Genomic DNA, 19,627 nt, shown 5'->3' with positions numbered 1-19,627 from the left:
CTGTTACAGGTCGATCAGCCCGCGCATGGCGCTGACGCAAGCGCCGGAAAGGCTGACCTGACGAACGACGCCGCCCTGTTTACGGACCGAAGCGCCGATGAGGCTGCGCCGGCCCATCTCGACGCCCTGCTCGATGGTGATCTCGACATCGATATCCTGATCCGGCAGCAGTGACACAAGATGGGCAGAGAGCGCTGCGGAGGCGCTGCCGGTTGCGGGATCTTCGTTGACGTTGTCGAGTGGTGCGAACATGCGGGCCCGGATCTGCCACGGCGCCTCTGCCGAGCGAACGTAAAGGAACAGGCTGAAGCTGTCTTCTTCCGGCTTGTAGCGGGCATTGGCCGCCTGGAACGCAGTGACGTTCGGCCGCGCCGTCGAAAGTGTTGCGGTATCAGTGACTTCCGCGACCGCGAAGGGGAGGCCGACGGAAAGGCGGATCGGCGTGTGGGTGCCAGTGCCGATGGCTTCTGATGGGAGCGATGCGCAGGCAGCGATCGTTCCGACGTCGATTTCCGGGCCGGCCGTCAGGCTGCGCGGCACGACGATGCTGGCGCCGTTGACCTCACCCTTCTCCCGCGACAGCGTTGCCTCGACAAGCCCCGCCTTTTCCTCGAAGCGCAGCATGCCACCGGGCGCACGGCCGAAGATCTCCATCTGTCGACCGAGAACGAAGGCGGTGCCGACATTCGGGTGGCCGGCAAAGGGAATCTCCGCCGTCGGCGTGAAGATCCGGACCTCGGCCGTATTGGCAGGGTTGCGCGGCGGCAACACGAAGGTGACTTCGGAATAGCCAAACTCGGTCGCGATCGCCTGCATTTGCCGGTCGCTCAGCCCCCGGGCATCCGGGATGACTGCGAGCTGGTTGCCCGCGAAACGCTCGGCGGTAAAGACGTCGACTGTGACGTAAGCGATGGATTGCGGCGAAGCGGCGGAGGTCATGGCACCGGCTTTCTCTGGGGTTGGCTGCGAAGCCAAGGCTTAAGCCAGCGTTCGCGCCGGTCAAAGGCGCCAAGTTGTTCCGGTGACAATATTTTCGGAGCTCACAAAGTGAAATAACCGTTTATATTCAAACTGGTAAGCGCACCGGCCGATTTTCGTCCAAGCCGCAAGCGGCACCAGCCGATTGCTGTGTTATCCTTGGCGCATAGGCTGGTTACACAGATGAATATCCGACGCGGCCTCTTTCGATTGTGGCTGATTGCGTCTGCACTTTGGGTGCTGACGCTGGTCGTCTATGTGGAATTTGAAGGACGGCGGAGAGACGTGGCAGATGGTGGCTCCATCTTCATCAGAGGCTGGGTCGTGATCACCGACGGCTGGAAAGCCGAGCGAGAGGCAGCCGCCATGCGGGAAAGGGCGGCCGCAGCCGGGGCCCCGAGCGTTGTCGTGCCCGACGAGATTGAGCGGCGACTTCGATCCGGCAGGGAGGTGCAAAGAGCGGCTTTGCTCTTCGGCGGAATGTTGCTGGGACCGCCGCTTCTCCTGCTTGTGCTGGGCGCTTGGGTTATCCGTGGCTAGAATTTGCCGCGGATGAACTTGACGAAGAGGGGGCCGGGCCCGCGGCCCCCCGGTTCCTCAGCCTTATGCGGCCTTCTCGAGACCCTTGTTCCACGCGCCCTTGGCTGCGAGGCTGCACATCTCGGCGCGATGCGAGAAGGCGCGCTGGCCGGCACCAATGTTGTCGGCCTTGCCGTGCCAGGCGTTGAGCGCCTCCTGCTGCAGCGCGCGGCCATAGGAGAAGGTGAGTTTCCACGGCAGGTCGCGGGTGGCGTTCATCGCCGAAAGATGGGCGGTTGCCTCTTCCGTCGATTGGCCGCCGGAGAGGAAGGCAATGCCAGGAACGGCCGAAGGCACGGTGCGCTTCAGCACCTTGATCGTGCGTTCGGCCACTTCGGCGACCGAAGCCTTGCGCGCCTTCTTGCCGTCGATCACCATGCTGGGCTTCAGGATCATGCCTTCGAGCTTGACGCGCATCGCCGCCAGTTCCTCGAAGGTGGTGCGCAGCGTCCATTCCGTCACGTGCTCCGCGCGATCGATCGAGTGGTCGCCCGGCGCACCGTCCATCAGCACCTCGGGCTCGACGATCGGCACGATCCCGGCGTCCTGGCAAAGGGCGGCATAGCGGGCGAGCGCATGGGCGTTGGCGCGAACGGCACCTGCGCTCGGCAACGTATCGGAGATGGAGATCACGCCGCGCCACTTTGCGAAGCGCGCACCCGCCTCGTAATATCTCGTCAGCCGTTGGGCGAGGCCGTCGAGACCCTCGGTGATCGTCTCGGCCGGGAAGTTGGTCATCGGCTTGGCGCCGGCATCGACCTTGATGCCGGGAATAGAGCCGGCGGCACGGATGATGTCGACGAGCGGCGTGCCGTCGACCGCATGCTGGAACAGGGTTTCCTCATAGAGGATGACGCCGGAAATGTACTTGCGCATCGCCTCGCTGGCGCGCAGCAGCATCTCGCGATAGTCCCGCCTGGAGGTCTCGGTGGATTCGAGACCGATCGTATCGAAGCGCTTCTTGATCGTTGCCGTGGATTCGTCGGCGGCGAGCAGCCCGCGGCCGTTGGCGACCATGGCGGCAGCGATGTCTTCCAGTCTTTCGCTCATGTTGTTCTCCCTGGACAGCGCCGATCACCAGGATCGGGGCGAGTACTGAAACAGTTTCGGACCGACGGCGCACGGGGCAACCGCCACGCTCCAAACAAGGGCGCGAGTAACAGGTCAAATTGTCCAGGAAAATGGCAAGAAAATCGACTAAAACGATTTAAATTTTTTTAATCGATTGAATAAATAAGGTTTTTTCTTGATTGCCGGCGCGTGGGAATGGCCCCACGCGCCGGTTGCACGGCTTACTTCTGCTTGAGGATGTCGACGCCCGGGAGCGGCTTGCCTTCCATCCATTCCAGGAATGCGCCGCCGGCGGTCGAGACATAGGTGAAATCGTCGGCGACTTCGGCATGGTTCAGCGCAGCGACCGTGTCGCCACCGCCGGCAACCGAGACCAGCGATCCCTGGCGGGTGCGGGCGGCCGCATGCTTGGCAACCGCAACCGTCGCCTTGTCGAACGGAGCGATTTCGAAGGCGCCGAGCGGGCCGTTCCAGACGAGCGTTTCGGCCTTGGAGATCCAGTCGTTGACGGCAGCGACCGATTTCGGACCGACGTCGAGAACCATGGCGTCGGCGGGGATCGCGTTGATGTCGACCACCTCGTTGTCGGCGCCAGCCTTGAATTCGCGGGCGACGACGCCGTCTTCCGGCAGGACGATGGCGCAGCCGGCCTTGTCGGCAGCGGCAATGATCGCCTTGGCGGTGTCGGCGAGGTCATGCTCGCAGAGCGACTTGCCGACATTGACGCCCTTGGCGGCAACGAAGGTGTTGGCCATGCCGCCGCCGATCACGAGCGCGTCGACCTTGGTCACGAGGTTCTGCAGGAGGTCGATCTTGGTCGAGACCTTGGCGCCGCCGACGATCGCGACGACCGGCCGCTTCGGCTCGCCGAGGCCCTTTTCCAGCGCTTCTAGTTCGGCCTGCATGGTGCGGCCGGCATAGGCCGGCAGGTGGTGGGCGAGACCTTCGGTCGAGGCATGGGCGCGGTGCGCGGCGGAGAAGGCGTCGTTGACATAGATATCGCCGTTGGCGGCAAGTGCTTCGACGAAGGCCGGCTCGTTCTTTTCCTCGCCCTTGTGGAAGCGGGTGTTTTCGAGCAGTAGTACGTCGCCGTCGCTCATTTCGGCAATGGCGTTGTTCGCCTTGTCGCCGACGCAGTCGGCCGCGAAGTGAACGCGCTGGTCGAGCACGTCTTCGACCGCCGGTGCGATCGTCTTCAGCGACATGTCGGCGACCGGTTCACCCTTCGGGCGGCCGAAATGGGCGAGCAGGATGACCTTGGCGCCCTTCTCGGACAGTTCGCGGATGGTCGGCGCCACGCGTTCGATGCGGGTCGCGTCCGTCACCACGCCGTCCTTGACCGGCACGTTGAGATCGACGCGCACCAGCACGCGCTTGCCGGCGATGTCGGTCAGATCGTCGAGGGTCTTGAAAGTCATCAGATAGTCTCCGGTGATAGTCTCTGGAAAAGGGTGGGATAGTCGATGACGAGGCCATCCTCGTCCACGGGCAAGTCCGCGGCAAAGCTGCGGTCCTCGGCCTCGTAGCGGTAGAGCCTGAAATCATCGAGGCAGGTGTAGTGCTGGCCGTCGACGACAGGCTCGAACGTGTCGAACGGCACGTAGAGCATCTTCAGCCTGGCGGTGCCGGACCGGCGGTCGAGCCCGAGGCGTCGGATCGGAAGCGTGTTGGTGAAGGGTGTTCCGGCGAGGTCGATATCGATGCAGCCGTCGAACTCGGGCAGGGCTGCGCCTCGCGCCGTCATCCATTGGCCCGGAACGTCCGAGCGCAGATGCAGGCTCCGGCCATCGGTCGTGTCGACCATGAATTTCCGAACCAGCCATGTCTCGTCGCAATCGATCCGGTAGCGCACGCCGTAGGGTGTGCCGCCGCGGTTGCCGATGAGAATGCCAACGGCGCGGATGACCGCGCCGTCAGCAGTATCGATTGATGTCAGCGTCAGGTGTTCGAGCCCTTCCCCTTCAAGCGGACGCCAGCGGACCGTCTTTGAAGAAAGGGCGCGAAACATCTGCGTTAGATGAGCTTGGCGAAGGCGACGGCGGTGTCGGCCATGCGGTTCGAGAAGCCCCACTCGTTGTCGTACCAGGTGAGGATACGCACGAAGTTGCCTTCGATCACCTTGGTCTGGTCGATCGCGAAGATCGAGGAGTGGCTGTCATGGTTGAAGTCGCGCGAAACGAGCGGCTCTTCCGTGTAGCCGAGGACGCCCTTCAGCGCGCCGTTGGCGGCAGCCTTGATGGCGTTGGTGATTTCCTCGACCGACGTGTTGCGCTTGGCGACGAACTTGAAGTCGACGACCGAGACGTTCGGGGTCGGGACGCGGATCGACGTGCCGTCGAGCTTGCCCTTGAGTTCCGGCAGAACCAGGCCGACGGCCTTGGCGGCGCCGGTCGAGGTCGGGATCATCGATAGGGCCGCAGCACGGGCGCGGTAGAGATCCTTGTGCATCTGGTCGAGCGACGGCTGGTCGTTGGTGTAGGAGTGGATCGTGGTCATGAAGCCGTGGTCGATGCCGACGGCGTCGTTCAGAACCTTGACGACCGGAACCAGGCAGTTCGTCGTGCACGAAGCGTTGGAGATGACCAGGTGATCCTTGGTCAGCTGGTCGTGGTTGACGCCGTAGACGACCGTCAGGTCAGCGCCGTCGGCCGGAGCCGAAACGATGACGCGCTTGGCGCCGGCGGTGAGATGTGCTGCAGCCTTGTCGCGCGCGGTGAAGATGCCGGTGCATTCCATCGCGATGTCGACGCCGAGTTCCTTGTGCGGAAGCGTTGCCGGATCCTTGATCGCCGTGACCTTGATCGGCTTGCCGCCGCCGACGGTGATCGTGTCGCCCTCGACCTTGACCTCGGCCGGGAAGCGGCCGTGGATCGAGTCATAGCGCAGCAGGTGAGCGTTGGTTTCAACGGGGCCGAGATCGTTGATCGCAACGACTTCGATGTCGGTGCGGCCGGATTCGACGATCGCGCGGAGCACGTTGCGACCGATGCGGCCAAAACCGTTGATGGCGACTTTTACTGTCATGGGGTCTCTCCCTGTCTGTATGACGTGGTACGAAAAAAGCGGGGCGCGCCCTTCGGCGCGCCCCGCAACTTGATCAGGCGAGTTTCGCTTCCGCAGCGGCGACCACCGCCTCGGGCGTGATGCCGAAGTGCTTGTAAAGGTCCTTGTAGGGACCGGAGGCACCGAAGGACGACATGCCGATGAAGGCGCCGTCGCTGCCGATGAAGTGATCCCAACCCTGGCGGATGCCGGCCTCGACGGCGATCTTGACCGGCGAGTTGCCGATGATCGCCTGCTGGTAGTCTTCGCTCTGCTCGGCGAAGAGCTCGAAGCAGGGAACGGAGACGACGCGGGTGGAAATGCCCTTGGCGCTCAATGCCTGGCAGGCCTTGACGGCGATCTCGACTTCCGAGCCGGTGGCGAAGATCGTGACCTTGGCGTCGGCGGCCGAGATCAAGTCGTAGGCGCCGCGGGCGCAGAGGTTTTCTTCCTCATACTCGGTGCGCACAGCCATCAGGTTCTGGCGGGTGAGCGCGATGCCGGACGGGCGGTTGTGGCTTTCGAGCGCGAGCTGCCAGCATTCCGCCGTTTCCGTGGCGTCGGCCGGGCGGAACATCAGGAGGTTCGGGATGGCGCGAAGTGCGGCCATATGCTCGACGGGCTGGTGCGTCGGACCGTCTTCGCCAAGGCCGATCGAGTCATGCGTCAGCACGTGGATGACACGGATGCCCATCAGTGCGGCGAGGCGGATCGACGGACGGCAATAGTCCGAGAAGATCAGGAAGCCGCCGGAATAGGGGATGACGCCGCCGTGCAGCGCCATGCCGTTCATGGCAGCGGCCATGCCGTGCTCGCGCACGCCGTAATGGATATAGCGGCCGGAGAAATCATCAGGCGTGATCGACTTGGTCTGGCTCGTCTTGGTGTTGTTCGAACCGGTCAGGTCGGCCGAGCCGCCGATGGTTTCGGCGAGAACGCCGTTGATGACTTCGAGCGCGTCTTCGGAAGCCTTGCGGGTTGCCGGCGACGGCTTGGTTTCAGCAAGCTTCTTCTTGTAGTCGTCGATGGCCGAGGCAAGACGGCCTTCGAGTTCGCCGGAGAAGCGGCGGTTGAACTGGGCCTTCTTTTCGGCCTCGCTCTTTTCCAGGCGCTCTTCCCATTCCTTGCGCGCCTTGGTCGAACGCAGGCCGGCCAGACGCCAGGCGTCGAGCACGTCGGAGGGAACGACGAAGGCTTCGGACTCCCAGCCGAGCGCTTCGCGGGTTGCGGCGATTTCCTCGGCGCCGAGCGGCGAGCCGTGGACCTTGTGGGTGCCGGCCTTGTTCGGTGCGCCAAAGCCGATCGTCGTCTTGGCCGCGATCATCGTCGGCTTGTCGGACTTCTGGGCCTGCTCGATCGCGGCGGCGATCGCATCCGGGTCATGGCCATCGACGGAGATGGTGTTCCAGTTGCAGGCGCGGAAGCGGGCGTGCTGATCGGTCGAGTCGGCGATCGAGATCGGACCGTCGATAGAGATGTTGTTGTCGTCCCAGAAGACGATCAGCTTGTTGAGCTTCAGGTGGCCGGCGAGCGAAATCGCTTCCTGGCTGATGCCTTCCATGAGGCAGCCGTCACCGGCGAGCACGTAGGTATAGTGCTCCATCAGGTCGGAGCCGAATTCGTCGCGCAGCTTGCGCTCGGCGATCGCCATGCCGACGGCATTGGCAATGCCCTGGCCGAGCGGACCGGTGGTCGTCTCGATGCCGGCGGCGTGGCCGTATTCCGGGTGGCCGGCGGTGCGGGCGCCGAGCTGGCGGAAATTCTTGATCTCGTCGATGGTGACGTCTTCGTAGCCCGTCAAATAGAGCAGCGAATAGAGCAGCATCGAGCCATGGCCGGCCGACAGCACGAAGCGGTCGCGGTTTGGCCAGGAGGGGTTCTTGGGGTCAAAGCTCAGATAGCGCGTAAAGAGGACTGTCGCTATGTCGGCTGCGCCCATGGGCAGGCCGGGGTGGCCGGAATTTGCCTTCTCGACGGCATCCATGGAAAGGAAACGGATCGCATTTGCCATCCGGTCGTGTTTTTCGCGAGAGATCATGACTGTTCCGTTTTGCGTTCGGTGGTCAGGGAACGGTCTCTATCCTCCAAAGACCGCGCAAGAAGCGGCTGACACATAGCAGGTGCGCCGTGCGAGTCAATAAATACGGGCCTTCCGCGGCCATTTGACGACAGGTCGTCCCGCTCCTTGTCTCGCAATGCAACAGAGCTTTCGCACTGCCGTTGAAGAAAGCCGGCTACGTAATCCATCCACAGCTTCCGTAGTTGTTTGCGGAGCTTGGCATTGTTGAGACTTGCGTAATAGGTTTAAAAAAGATCGAGCCGAAGCGGCGGACGGGATTCGGGCGATTCGGCCTCACGGGCGAGGTATTCGGAACACATGCCGGCAAAGACTGTCAAAGCGGCGATCGATGAACTGCGGAACGCAGTGCAATCCCTGGAGAATGCGATCGACGGTCGGTTTGACAGGGAACGGGATTTCGGCGAGTTCGAGAGCGAGGTGCGGCGCGTCAACACCGACCGCTCGCGGCTTGCACAGGAGCTCGATCAGTCGCAGTTCCGGGCAAATCGACTCGAGGAGGTCAACCGCGAGGTTTCCCGTCGCCTCGTGACGGCGATGGAAACCATTCGGGCGGTGCTCGACCGCTAGGAATAAGCGACATGGCGCAGGTGACAGTATCGATCGACGGCAAGGCCTACCGGATGGCCTGCGAGGAAGGGCAGGAAGATCATCTGATCGAGCTTGCCACCAACTTCGATCAGTATGTCGGGCACCTCAAGAGCCAGTTCGGCGAGATCGGCGATCTGCGCCTCACCGTCATGGCGGGCATCATGGTCATGGACGAACTCAGCGAGGTCAATCGCCGGCTGAAGAGTCTCGAGGCCGAGGTCGGCAATCTGACGCATGGTCGCGATGCCGCGCTTTCCGACCAGATGAAGAGCGAGGAGGCGCTGGCCTCTGCGCTCAGCGAAGTCACCGCGCAGATTCACAGCATTGCCGCCAAGCTGAACGGCCGCGCCACGACAGCGGCAAGCTAAAGGTTTCGGTGGCAAGCCTCTGGCGCGAAGCCGCGAGACACTTTATATATCGACCGCGGTCTGCGCTTCCCGACAGGAACCACAATCCCCGGGGCCATACACGATCTCAAGGGAGCTGTCCCTGGCCGAGCCTGTGGGTTCGGACACACGGCGCCCACCTACTTAGTAGGCACCCGGGATCGTAAACTCTCCATCGGTCGTCGTGGATCGCACTTTCTCCCCTTCGGGCGACCTTTCAATCTCCGGCGAACGCCCGGCGAATGGCGTCGGCCATGGCCTCGACGATGCGGTCCTTGCCGTTCCCCGCTTTCGATATCCGCAATACGACGTTCGAGTGGTCGATCACCTCATAGCCGTCGTCGGCCGTCAGTTCGCGGCACCCGGCCGGAATGCTGCTGCGGGCGAGCGGCGCAATGGCGAGCCCCGACACCACCGCTGCCATCATGCCGCCGCTCGTGCGGCTGACATAGGCCACGCGGCTTTCCAGGCGGCATTTCCTGAGATTGCGCTGGGCGAGGTCGTCGCACCAGCCGCCTTCCAGATAGGTATAGGTGGCGATCGGCAGCGGTCGCCGCTCGTCGGTGCGGTGCTGCTCGGAGGTTACCCAGACGGTCGGGTCCATAATCAGGACTTCGTTCTTCGTGCGCCCGCCGGGCTCGAAGACGACAGCGAGATCGAGCTCGCCGGCTTCCAGTGCTGCGATGTTGGTCATCGAAGCGCCCTGCTGAACGGTCACCTCGACGCCGGGATGGATGGCGGCGAAGGTTCCAAGCGCTTTCGGCAGGGTGGAGTTGATGTATTCCTCGGGGATACCGATCCGGACCGTGCCGTCGAGAGCGGGCTGGCGCATCGCGGCGGCGGTGTCGTCGAGCAGCGTGACGATGCGTCTGGCATTGTCGAGCAATCGCAATCCCTGCGGCGTCAGCACGACGCCACGCGAGTGGCGCTCGAACAGCGCGTCGCCGAGCATGTCCTCGAGCTTCTTGATCTGCATGCTGACGGCGGACTGCGTGCGCCCGACGATATTGGCGGCGCGTGTGACATTGCCGGCGTCGACGACCGCAAGGAAGGTCCTGAGCAAATCGCTGTCGAGCGCAAGGGACATGGCTCTATCCATCAGAAGTTCTGATGGCAGCCATGCTTGCAATTCGTTTGTCAGATGTCAATGCGAGGGCGAAGATCGCTGATCCGATCACCTTGCGCAGGGGCATTCCCGATGAGCGTGCTTGCCGTCTTTGCCTTTTCCGAAACCTCCATCGCAGTCCGCCGCCGAGCGGTGCAATGGTCTTGCGAACTCCTGTTTCCCGCGGCGTCTGTGACCGTTCCGACAGGTAGGCCGGCGCTCCTGCGCGATGCGGGGATCTGTCAGGAGGCAGGCGATATGGCGCCTATGCAACCGCCGCCGAGAGACGCCGTCTACCGGTCGCACTGGCTGCTCTGAGCGATTTTGCGCGCCGCTCCCGGATTACGAGATGAGATCGAGCCTGGCGGCACGAAACACCGCTTCGGCGAGATTGCTCGCCTGCAACTTGCGCATGGCATCGGTTAGTGCCCGGTCGATCCGATCGAGCGGAATGTCGGTCTCGCGCATCATGTCCTGGCGCGTGCGGCCGCGTGCGGCGAGGGTCAGGCAACGCAGTTCCAACGGGTCGAGTTCACTCATCTGGTCCTTCATGGACGTCGGCTTTTCCACTGCTGCCTGCAGGAGCGCGTCCATACATCGAACACGGGCATTAGTTCCTGCTAATTATTTGAAATCGTGACCTTATTTGCACGTGCGCCATGTTTCGTGAAAGCGGAACCCTTGCCCATGATGAATGGAAGGCTAATGCTGTGCCGAACCGGGAAGGGGCTGACATGATTGTCGCAAACTGCTGCAAATGCGGCGATGCCGGTGGGTGAGCGAAAGGCGCGATCGCGTAAACAGGCTGGTAGCCGGCCCGGGAATCGGCGACAGATGATGGACTTGTGCCATTTCGGGAAGTGATTTTCTCCGGCGACGATGGCGGGCGGTGGGTTTGCAGGCGAGGAATTGATGTCACCGAGGGATTTGAAGGCAGCACTGCGCAAGGAGAAGCTGGCATTGCGCGATGCAATGTCGCCGGAGATGCGGATCGAAGCGAGCCTGACCATGGCCGATCATGCCGGCGACGTCATCGCGATCGATCCCGGACACATTGTCGCCGGCTTCTGGCCGATCCGCTCCGAGGTCGACATCCGGCCGCTGATGGCACGGCTGAAGCAACGCGGCGCCCGGCTCTGCCTGCCCGCGATCGTGGACAAGCAGACGATCATTTTCCGCGAATTGCTCGACGGTGCCGATGTCATCGCCACGGGCTTCGGCACCACGGGGCCTGGTCCGGAGGCACCGGAAGTCGATCCGGATATCATGCTCGTACCGCTTTCCGCGTTCGATTCGACCGGTCATCGCATCGGCTATGGTGCCGGCTATTACGACCGCGCCATCGACCGGTTGCGCAACAAGGGGCACCTGCCGAAGCTGATCGGCATCGCCTTCGACTGCCAGGAAGTGGCGTCCATTCCGGCCGAACCGCACGACGTTGCACTGGACGCCGTGCTCACGGAGAGCGGATTTCGGCATTTCTGACTTAATTCGCCGAGATCGTGGGATGACCTAACGCGTTGATATCGCAAAGGCGGGAGCAATAGGCCGTTTCCCGGTTTTCCCGCAATTCATCTAAGGCGTTTCCTGCGCGGTCGGGATCGTGTAGACGCTCTATCTCTTTGTTTTACGCAGTTCCGGACGCCACAATCGCTGAAGCGCTTGCCCCGGGGCTTGACCTGGTGGGATTTGAGCGAGCATGAGAGTTCTGTTTCTGGGAGATATGGTGGGCAAGACGGGCCGTACGGCGGTCTGGGAACGGCTTCCGGGACTGATCGGTGACCTCAAGCTCGATTTCGTCATCGTCAACGGCGAGAATGCTGCCGGCGGTTTCGGCATCACCGAAGACATTTTTCTCGAGACGATCAATGCCGGCGCCGATGTGGTGACGACGGGCAATCACGTCTGGGACCAGAAGGAGGCGGTCGTCTTCTGCGAGCGGCACGACCAATTCCTGCGCCCGGCCAACTATCCGGCCGGCACGCCGGGGCGTGGCTCCAACCTGTTCTTCGCCCGCAACGGCGCTCGCGTGCTGGTGGCCAATATCATGGGCCGCGTCTTCATGCATCCGGAGCTCGATGATCCCTTCAAGTCGGCCGAGGCGATCCTCGATGCCTGCCCGCTCGGCGAGCAGGCGGATGCGATCGTCTTCGACTTCCATGCGGAGGCGACCAGCGAGAAGCAATGTTTCGGCCATTTCGTCGATGGCCGCGCCAGCCTCGTGGTCGGCACGCATACGCACGTGCCGACCGCGGACCACCAGATCCTGAATGGCGGTACGGCCTATATGAGCGACGCCGGCATGTGCGGCGACTACGACTCCTCGCTCGGCATGGACAAGGAAGAGCCGCTCAACCGCTTCATCTCGAAAATGCCGAAGGGGCGTTTTGAGGCCGCTTCCGGCCCCGCGACCATCTGCGGCCTCGGCGTCGAGATCTCCGACCGCACCGGGCTCGCCGAAAAGATCGCGCCGCTGCGCCTCGGTGCGCGGCTGGCCGAGACGATCCCGGATTTCTGGTCCTAGGGCGAAGCCGGCAGCAATTCCGGTTGGTCGAACGCGCTTCTGGTTGAGGCGCGCCCTGCCCGTTATCGCCTTCCGGGAATTGATTTTTTTCAAGGTGACAACCCCATCAAATGATGGCAGGTTATCGCGAGGTCACGCCGGGCCGGGGCGTGATGTATTCGAGTGTTTTCCAGTAACGAATACCGTCCGCAGTCTTGGATTGCGGACCTGTGCTGCCGTCACCGGACAATCGGGAGCAGGCGCTCTCTGCCCGGCGATCTCGATCCAATAGCGTTCGCCGGCCGAGAGCGGAGACCGCTGTATCATTTAATTGCTTGTGCGACTTTGCCTCTTGGATCGCTGCCGATCCGAGGATTTGTGCGGAGCGGAAGGGTAATGCGGCGATTTTCCGCCATGTCCCGCTCTGAAGTATTCAAAGCGGTTGCGGTGGTCGCTCGGTCGGCTTCTCGTCGCGATCCAAAGTGCATTCGGAGGGCGTGCATGTTGTCTAAGTGGCATTTGCCGATGATCGTCGGCGCTTCTCTTTCCCTTCTTTCCGCTGTTGGTACTCAAGCGCAGGACGCGCAATTGCCCGTCGTGACCGTCGCCAAGCCGGTCGTGCGTGACGTGATCGACAGTGACGAATTCATCGGCCGGTTCGAGCCGGTCGACGAGGTGCAGGTTCGCGCCCGCATCGGCGGCTATCTCGATGAGGTCAACTTCACCGATGGTGCGCTGGTGAAGAAGGGTGACAGGCTCTTCGTCATCGACCAGCGCCCCTATCGCACGGCCCTTTCCCAGGCCGAGTCGACGCTCGAATCGGCACGCTCGACGCTGGCATTCGCCGAGGCGCAGTTCAAGCGGACGCAATCGCTGACGGGCACGGGCACGCTGTCGATCTCGACGCTCGACGATCACCGCCGGGAACTGCTTTCGGCGCAGGCGCTGGTGCGCGGTTCGGAAGCGGCGGTCGAGCGTGCCAAGCTCGATCTCGACTACACCACGATTACTGCGCCGCTGAGCGGCCGCGTCGACCGACGCCTGCTGTCGCCGGGCAACCTCGTCCAGGCCGACCAGACCGTGTTGACGACGATCGTCTCGCTCGATCCGATCGACTTCTATTTCGACGTCGATGAGCGGCGGCTGCTCTCCTACGCACGGGTCGCGCGCGAACGCGGCAGCGCGCTGCAGGAAGGTGGCGGTGCGCTCGAGGTGCTGGTCACCATTGCCGACTCCAATGAGGAGCCGTTCAAGGGCAAGCTCGACTTTGCCGAAAACCGTGTCGACCCGCAGAGCGGTACCATGCGCGTGCGCGCCCGTCTCGAGAACCCGAAGCTGGTGCTACAGCCTGGTCTCTTCGGCCGCGTGCAGATCGAAGGCTCGAACACCTACAAGGCCGTGCTCATTCCCGATGAGGCGATCGGCGCCGACCAGAACGAGCGGATCGTCTACGAGGTGACGGCAGACGGATCGGTGGTGACCAAGCCCGTGCGGCTCGGGCCGAAGCTGCACGGCTATCGCGTCATCCGCAGCGGCATGACCGGTGACGAGACCATCGTCGTCAACGGCCTGATGCGGGCGCGTCCCGGTACCAAGGTGAAGCCGGAGATGGTTCAGCTTCCCTCTGAAGCGCAAGCGACGAGGACGGAGCAATGAGGTTCGCTCACTTCTTCGTCGACCGACCGATCTTCGCATCGGTGCTGTCGATCGTTTTCCTGATCGTCGGCAGCATCGCCTATTTCCAGCTCCCGGTGGCGCAGTATCCGGAGATCGCCCCGCCGACCATCGTCGTTCGGGCCGCCTATCCCGGCGCGGACGCGGACACGGTCGCCAATACCGTGGCGACGCCACTCGAGCAGGAGATCAACGGCGTCGAGAACATGCTCTACATGTCCTCCTATTCGACCGCCGACGGCTCGATGGCGCTGACGATCACCTTCAAGCTCGGCACCGACCTGGACCAGGCACAGGTGCTGGTGCAGAACCGCGTGTCCATCGCCGAACCGCGCCTGCCGGAAGAGGTGCGGCGCATCGGCATCACCACCGCGAAGAGCTCGCCCGACCTGATGATGGTCGTGCATCTGCTGTCGCCGAACGAGCGCTACGACCAGCTCTACGTCTCGAATTACGCGCGTACGCGCATCCGCGACCTGCTGGTGCGGCTCGACGGCGTCGGCGACGTCATCCTGTTCGGCGAGCGCGAATATGCGCTGCGCGTCTGGCTCGATCCGGAGAAACTCTCGGCCTACGGCATGACTGCCGGTGACGTCGTGCAGGCGCTGCGCGAGCAGAACGTGCAGGTCTCCGGCGGCTCGATCGGTGGCCCGCCGGCGCCGGGCGACAGCGCTTTCCAGTATACCGTGACCACCGACGGCCGCTTCAGCGATGCACGGCAGTTCCGCTACGTGATCGTCAAGGCGACCGAAAGCGGCCGTCTGGTGCAGTTGCAGGACGTTGCGCGCGTCGAGCTCGGCGCGCGCGAATATGTCAACAACAGCTATCTCGACGGCAGCCCGGCGGTAGCGCTCGGCATCTTCTCGCGGCCGGGCACCAATGCGCTCGATGCCGCCGAGCAGATCCAGAAGGTGATGACCGACGTCTCGCGGGATTTCCCCGAAGGGCTCGAGTACCGGATCGTCTACAACCCGACCGAGTTCATCTCGGAATCGATCAATGAGGTCTACAAGACGATCGGCGAGGCGGCCTTGCTCGTCGCCATCGTGGTTCTCGTCTTCCTGCAGTCCTGGCGCACGGCGATCATCCCGATCGTTGCGATCCCCGTGTCGCTGGTCGGCACTTTTGCGTTCCTCTACGCCTTCGGCTTTTCGCTGAACATGCTGACGCTGTTCGGCCTGGTGCTGGCGATCGGCATTGTCGTCGACGATGCGATCGTCGTCGTCGAGAACGTCGAGCGAAATCTCGCGCGCGGCATGACCCCGCGCGAGGCGTCGCACGTGACTATGGACGAGGTGGGTGCTGCGGTCATCGCCATCTCGCTGGTACTGACCGCCGTCTTCGTTCCGACGGCCTTCATCCCGGGCATTGCCGGCCAGTTCTATCTGCAGTTCGCAGTGACGATCTCGGTTGCGACCGTGATCTCCGCCTTCAACTCGCTGACGCTGTCGCCGGCGCTGGCGGCGATCCTGTTGAAACCGCATGAGAACGAACATAACGAGAGTCGCAATCCGCTGACGCGTTTCGGTCGGTCGCTGGCCAACGGCTTCAACAACGGCTTCGACCGGATGGCCGAGGGCTATGCCTGGATCGTGCGCAGGCTGGTGTCGACGAAGACGGCGGTGGCCGCGGCGCTGCTTGTCTTTGTGGGCCTGCTCGGGGCCACTTGGTACATGGCGCAGATCGTGCCGAGCGGTTTCGTGCCGACCATGGACCAGGGTTACGCAATCGTCGTCATCCAACTCCCGGATGGCGCTTCGCTCGACCGCACCGACGCGGTGGTCAAGCGGGCGTCGAAGATCATCCAGGACGTTCCTGGAGTGAAGAGCGCCGTTGCCTTTGCCGGCTTCAACGGCGCGACCTTTACCAACGCGTCCAACTCGGGCGTGGTCTTTGCCTCGTTCGAGAGTTTCGAAGAACGGCTGAAGCACGGGCAGGGCGCCAACCAGATCATCGGCCAGCTCTATGGCAGCCTGCAGAGCATCCAGGAGGCATTCATCATCGCCGTGCCGCCGCCGTCGGTGCGCGGCATCGGCAATTCCGGCGGCTTCAAGATGCAGATCATGGACCGGCAGAACTCGGACATGCGCCGGGCGCTGGGGCTTGCCTATCAGATGATGGGTGCCGCCAACCAGACGGAGGGGCTGACGGGCGTCTTCACCACCTTCTCGGCCTCGAGCCCGCAATACTTCCTGGCGATCGACCGCGACAAGGCGCGCACGCTCAACGTGCCGATCCCCAACATCTTCGAGGCGCTGTCGATCAATCTCGGCACCTCCTACGTCAACGACTTCAACGCCTTCGGCCGTGTCTACCAGGTGCGGGCGCAGGCCGATCAGCAGTACCGCGTCGAGCGTGACAATATCCTCGCGCTGAAGGTTCGCTCCGCGACCGGTGCGCTCGTGCCGATGGGTACGTTGGTCGAGATCCGCGATACCGCCGGCCCGACGCTGGTCCAGCGCTACAACATGTATGTGTCGGTGCCGATCCAAGGCAACCCCGCGGTCGGCGTTTCGACGGGTACGGCCCTCGACAAGATGGAGGCACTCGCCGCCCAGATCCTGCCGCAGGGCACGACCTTTGAGTGGACGGAACTCGCCTTCCAGGAACGCCAGACCGGCAATACCGCAGTGTTCATCTTCGCGCTGTCGGTCGTCTTCGTGTTCCTGGCGCTTTCGGCCCAATATGAAAGCTGGGTTTTGCCGCTGGCGATCATCCTGATCGTGCCGCTCGGCGTGCTCGCGGCGCTGGTCGGCGTGTTCGTCCGCGGTCTCGACAACAACGTGCTGACCCAGATCGGGTTGATCGTGCTGATCGGCCTTGCGGCCAAGAACGCGATCCTGATCGTCGAGTTCGCACGACAGGGCGAGGACGAGGGCAAGACGCCGATCGAGGCGGCGGTGGAGGCAAGCCAATTGCGCCTCCGACCGATCCTGATGACGGCCTTCGCCTTCATCCTCGGCGTGGTGCCGCTGATGATCGCGACCGGCCCCGGCGCGGAAATGCGCCAGTCGCTCGGTACCGCGGTGTTTTCGGGCATGCTCGGCGTGACCTTCCTCGGCCTGTTCCTGACACCGGTCTTCTACGTCGCGCTGCGGTCGTTCCGGCGGCGCAAATCGGCGGTGGTGACCGAACCGGCTCCCCACCCCGCCGAATAGAGGAATACGACACTGTGATCCCCGGCAGCGATGCCGGGGCCTTTGCCGTTGAGCGTCCAAACTCCTCGTTCTCTGTCGAGTGCGGTGACGTAAACGTGAGCAGCGCCGGCCGTTTGTAACTGGACGCGCCCGGGCCCTTGAACAATTCTCTCCCTGCCCGGGCCGAGCGAAGGCAAAGGCATTCGCTGTTCAACGGCTGCGGCTCCCGCGCCCCTTCAGGCCCGGGTCAAGCAAGCAAAGTGAGAGAGGTGAAGGCTGATGCTCCGGTACCTTGTCTACACGTTCGCCGCCATATGGCTGATCCATGCATTCTGGCCGTCCGTCGCGCATGCGCAGCAGCAGCCCCGTCACGTCAGTCAGTGCCAGGCGATTGCCGAGGCCATACCGCAGGCGACCTTCGCCAGCTTCACGCCCGCGGCCGCCGTCAGGGGACAGGCGACTGCCGGTGAGGTGACCATCACTTATCTCGGTCATTCCACCTTCCTAATCGAGACGCCCGGCGGCATCTCGATCGCCACCGACTACAATGGTTGGTTCGCGCCTCCCACGCCGCCGACGGTCGCGACGATGAACAAGGCGCATTCGAGCCACTACACGCTGAAGCCCGACCCGGCGATCAGGACCGTTCTGCATGGCTGGGGCGACGACGGCGGACCGGCCCGTCACGACCTCGTGGTGGGTGACACCTATATCCGCAACGTCACGACCGACATCCGTGCAGGCGGCGGGGCAATGGAGCGTGACGGTAATTCAATCTTCATTTTCGAGGTCGCGGACCTTTGCATCGGCCATCTCGGTCATCTTCATCATGAGCTTGACGACAGCCACTACCGTCAGATCGGCCGGCTCGACGTGCTCATGGTACCGGTCGACGGCGGTCTGACCATGGGGGCCGAAAGCATGAGCCGGGTCGTCAATCGACTGCGGTCGTCTCTGATCCTGCCGATGCACCGGCGCGGTCCGCCGATCGACGCCTTTCTCGACATGTTCGGCGACGACTACGACAAACGCTTCGCCGACAGCGCCAGCGTCAAAGTCTCGTTGCGTTCCTTGCCAAGCAAACCTCTGGTTTATATTCTCCAGGGCGTCTGAACGTTCAGGATCGCCCGATGAAGTTGCTTGTGGTTGGCGTATCGCTTTTCCTGTCACTGTCGACACTGGCCCAAGCGGGTGGCGCGCCGCCGCCACGCATGCCCTCTCCCAAAGGACAATGGCAGCAAAGCCAGCCGGAGCCGACCGTTGAGCCCGCGGGCGTGCAGGAGATATTCGTGATGCCATCGGGCAATATCGGCTGCGTCTACACGCCGGCCGGCGGCACGCCCGTCTATCAGCCTGCCGACGGCGGCCCGGAGCTTACCTGCGATATCGTCGTGCCGCGCTACGTTCGCGCCACGCTCGGCCGCACGGGTGCGGCCACCCTCAACCACGCCGTCGGTGATCCGAGCTGCTGTTCGTCCGGCCCGGTGCTCGACTACGGGCAAAGCTGGGCGCGGGGACCGTTCACCTGCGCCTCGGAGCGCACCGGCCTTTCCTGTCGTCGTGATGACGGACACAGCTTCCACCTGAGCCGCGCGCAGGTATCGGCCGACTGAAAAGCCGCGCCCCGGCTGGACGGAAAGCGGCAATAAAACTATAAGGCGCCCCATTCCTACATTATCATGCATGCAGAGGGTGCCATGGCTGGCCATTCACAGTTCAAGAACATCATGCACCGCAAGGGCCGTCAGGATGCGGTGCGCTCGAAAATGTTTTCCAAGCTCGCGCGCGAAATCACGGTTGCCGCCAAGGCCGGCATGCCGGACCCGGCGATGAACCCGCGCCTGCGCCTGGCGATCCAGAACGCCAAGGCACAGTCGATGCCGAAGGACAACATCGAACGGGCCATCAAGAAGGCCTCCGGCGGCGATGCGGAAAACTACGAAGAAGTCCGCTACGAGGGCTACGGCCCGGGCGGCGTTGCCGTCATCGTCGAGGCGCTGACCGATAACCGCAACCGTACCGCTTCCAGCGTGCGCTCGACCTTTACCAAGGCCGGCGGTGCGCTTGGCGAAACCGGATCGGTTTCCTTCTCCTTCGACCGCGTCGGCGAAATTACCTACAAGCTCTCCGCCGGTGACGCCGACAAGGTGATGGAAGCGGCGATCGAGGCGGGTGCCGACGACGTTACCACCGACGAGGAAGGCCACACGATCATCTGCGGTTTCGAGGCGATCGGCGAAGTCTCCAAGGCGCTCGAAGACACGCTCGGCGAAGCCGAGACCGTCAAGGCGATCTGGAAGCCGCAGAACACCGTGCCGGTCGACGAAGAAAAGGCACAGTCGCTGATGAAGCTCATCGACACGCTCGAAGACGATGACGACGTCCAGAACGTCTATTCGAACTTCGAAGTGTCGGACGAGATCCTGGCGAAGCTGTCCGCCTGATTGGACGCTCGGCAAGTTCCGGATTGTTTACCCGTGTCCG

General features: G+C 63.1%; 18 protein-coding genes and 1 other RNA gene. 11 read left to right on the top strand and 8 right to left on the bottom strand.

From position 1 onward, the window contains the following. Nucleotides 1-3: 3 nt before the first annotated feature. Nucleotides 4-939, bottom strand: coding sequence for a PhzF family phenazine biosynthesis protein (locus AC0C6X_RS15865; protein ID WP_247959771.1), 936 nt, complete (start codon nt 937-939; stop codon nt 4-6). Between the two features lie 222 nt (nt 940-1,161). Here AC0C6X_RS15865 and AC0C6X_RS15860 point away from each other — a divergent pair, with 222 nt between their 5' ends. Beyond that, a complete protein-coding gene (locus tag AC0C6X_RS15860) occupies nt 1,162-1,518 on the top strand; it encodes a hypothetical protein (RefSeq protein ID WP_210266732.1) in 357 nt (118 codons plus the stop codon). A gap of 63 nt (nt 1,519-1,581) precedes the next feature. Here the strand turns inward: AC0C6X_RS15860 and AC0C6X_RS15855 are convergent, their stop codons facing one another. The 5 genes from AC0C6X_RS15855 to tkt all read right to left on the bottom strand — a co-directional run bounded on the left by AC0C6X_RS15855 (nt 1,582) and on the right by tkt (nt 7,708). Then, nucleotides 1,582-2,607 (bottom strand): class I fructose-bisphosphate aldolase, encoded by a 1,026-nt coding sequence (locus tag AC0C6X_RS15855; protein ID WP_173520425.1) that lies wholly within the window; start codon nt 2,605-2,607, stop codon nt 1,582-1,584. Nucleotides 2,608-2,849: 242 nt separating this feature from the next. Next, the gene (locus tag AC0C6X_RS15850; RefSeq protein ID WP_173520426.1) at nt 2,850-4,046 is read right to left on the bottom strand and encodes a phosphoglycerate kinase; all 1,197 of its coding nucleotides are present in this window, start codon (nt 4,044-4,046) and stop codon (nt 2,850-2,852) included. Continuing rightward, entirely contained in the window at nt 4,046-4,636 is a 591-nt protein-coding gene (locus tag AC0C6X_RS15845; RefSeq protein ID WP_173520427.1) for a putative glycolipid-binding domain-containing protein, read from the bottom strand. The genes AC0C6X_RS15850 and AC0C6X_RS15845 overlap by 1 nt, the downstream gene beginning before the upstream one ends. 5 nt (nt 4,637-4,641) lie before the next feature. After that, the gene (gene gap, locus AC0C6X_RS15840) at nt 4,642-5,652 is read right to left on the bottom strand and encodes a type I glyceraldehyde-3-phosphate dehydrogenase (RefSeq protein ID WP_173520428.1); all 1,011 of its coding nucleotides are present in this window, start codon (nt 5,650-5,652) and stop codon (nt 4,642-4,644) included. Between the two features lie 73 nt (nt 5,653-5,725). Then, entirely contained in the window at nt 5,726-7,708 is a 1,983-nt protein-coding gene (gene tkt / locus AC0C6X_RS15835) for a transketolase (RefSeq protein ID WP_173520429.1), read from the bottom strand. 339 nt (nt 7,709-8,047) lie between these two features. Between tkt and AC0C6X_RS15830 the strand changes: the two genes are divergently transcribed. The 3 genes from AC0C6X_RS15830 to ssrS all read left to right on the top strand — a co-directional run bounded on the left by AC0C6X_RS15830 (nt 8,048) and on the right by ssrS (nt 8,919). Further along, the gene (locus tag AC0C6X_RS15830) at nt 8,048-8,317 is read left to right on the top strand and encodes a DUF4164 domain-containing protein (RefSeq protein WP_065375262.1); all 270 of its coding nucleotides are present in this window, start codon (nt 8,048-8,050) and stop codon (nt 8,315-8,317) included. 11 nt (nt 8,318-8,328) lie between these two features. Further along, a complete protein-coding gene (locus tag AC0C6X_RS15825) occupies nt 8,329-8,706 on the top strand; it encodes a cell division protein ZapA (RefSeq protein ID WP_173520430.1) in 378 nt (125 codons plus the stop codon). 54 nt (nt 8,707-8,760) lie between these two features. Then, nucleotides 8,761-8,919, top strand: a non-coding RNA gene (gene ssrS / locus AC0C6X_RS15820) — 6S RNA. Nucleotides 8,920-8,941: 22 nt separating this feature from the next. Here the strand turns inward: ssrS and AC0C6X_RS15815 are convergent. Both AC0C6X_RS15815 and AC0C6X_RS15810 read right to left on the bottom strand, forming a co-directional pair. Beyond that, nucleotides 8,942-9,811 carry a LysR family transcriptional regulator gene (locus AC0C6X_RS15815; protein WP_472953951.1) on the bottom strand — a complete coding sequence of 290 codons (870 nt, stop codon included), beginning with the start codon at nt 9,809-9,811 and terminating at the stop codon, nt 8,942-8,944. A gap of 360 nt (nt 9,812-10,171) precedes the next feature. Further along, nucleotides 10,172-10,369 carry a helix-turn-helix domain-containing protein gene (locus AC0C6X_RS15810; protein ID WP_247959768.1) on the bottom strand — a complete coding sequence of 66 codons (198 nt, stop codon included), beginning with the start codon at nt 10,367-10,369 and terminating at the stop codon, nt 10,172-10,174. Between the two features lie 372 nt (nt 10,370-10,741). On the opposite strand from AC0C6X_RS15810, the gene AC0C6X_RS15805 reads away from it, so the two are divergent. The 7 genes from AC0C6X_RS15805 (at nt 10,742) to AC0C6X_RS15775 (ending at nt 19,587) form a co-directional block, all read left to right on the top strand. Next, nucleotides 10,742-11,314: a 5-formyltetrahydrofolate cyclo-ligase gene (locus AC0C6X_RS15805; protein ID WP_247959767.1), complete on the top strand. Its 573-nt coding sequence runs from the start codon at nt 10,742-10,744 to the stop codon at nt 11,312-11,314. A 214-nt stretch (nt 11,315-11,528) separates the two neighbouring features. Further along, the gene (locus AC0C6X_RS15800) at nt 11,529-12,353 is read left to right on the top strand and encodes a TIGR00282 family metallophosphoesterase (protein WP_472953948.1); all 825 of its coding nucleotides are present in this window, start codon (nt 11,529-11,531) and stop codon (nt 12,351-12,353) included. A 480-nt stretch (nt 12,354-12,833) separates the two neighbouring features. Then, nucleotides 12,834-13,988 carry an efflux RND transporter periplasmic adaptor subunit gene (locus AC0C6X_RS15795; protein ID WP_173520435.1) on the top strand — a complete coding sequence of 385 codons (1,155 nt, stop codon included), beginning with the start codon at nt 12,834-12,836 and terminating at the stop codon, nt 13,986-13,988. Further along, nucleotides 13,985-17,164: an efflux RND transporter permease subunit gene (locus tag AC0C6X_RS15790; RefSeq protein ID WP_472953946.1), complete on the top strand. Its 3,180-nt coding sequence runs from the start codon at nt 13,985-13,987 to the stop codon at nt 17,162-17,164. Before AC0C6X_RS15795 ends, AC0C6X_RS15790 begins: the two co-directional genes overlap by 4 nt. Nucleotides 17,165-17,419: 255 nt before the next feature. Beyond that, nucleotides 17,420-18,256 carry an MBL fold metallo-hydrolase gene (locus AC0C6X_RS15785; RefSeq protein ID WP_472954109.1) on the top strand — a complete coding sequence of 279 codons (837 nt, stop codon included), beginning with the start codon at nt 17,420-17,422 and terminating at the stop codon, nt 18,254-18,256. Between the two features lie 17 nt (nt 18,257-18,273). Then, nucleotides 18,274-18,756: a DUF6636 domain-containing protein gene (locus tag AC0C6X_RS15780; protein ID WP_472953943.1), complete on the top strand. Its 483-nt coding sequence runs from the start codon at nt 18,274-18,276 to the stop codon at nt 18,754-18,756. An 84-nt stretch (nt 18,757-18,840) separates the two neighbouring features. Further along, complete coding sequence (locus AC0C6X_RS15775; protein WP_173520438.1) at nt 18,841-19,587, top strand: YebC/PmpR family DNA-binding transcriptional regulator; 747 nt, start codon at nt 18,841-18,843, stop codon at nt 19,585-19,587. The last annotated feature ends 40 nt before the right edge of the window (nt 19,588-19,627 follow it).

This window comes from Ensifer sp. VA4 (genome assembly GCF_055710065.1).
The sequence above is the reverse complement of the archived record's forward strand: the minus strand, read 5'-3'. Positions and strand labels throughout refer to the sequence as shown.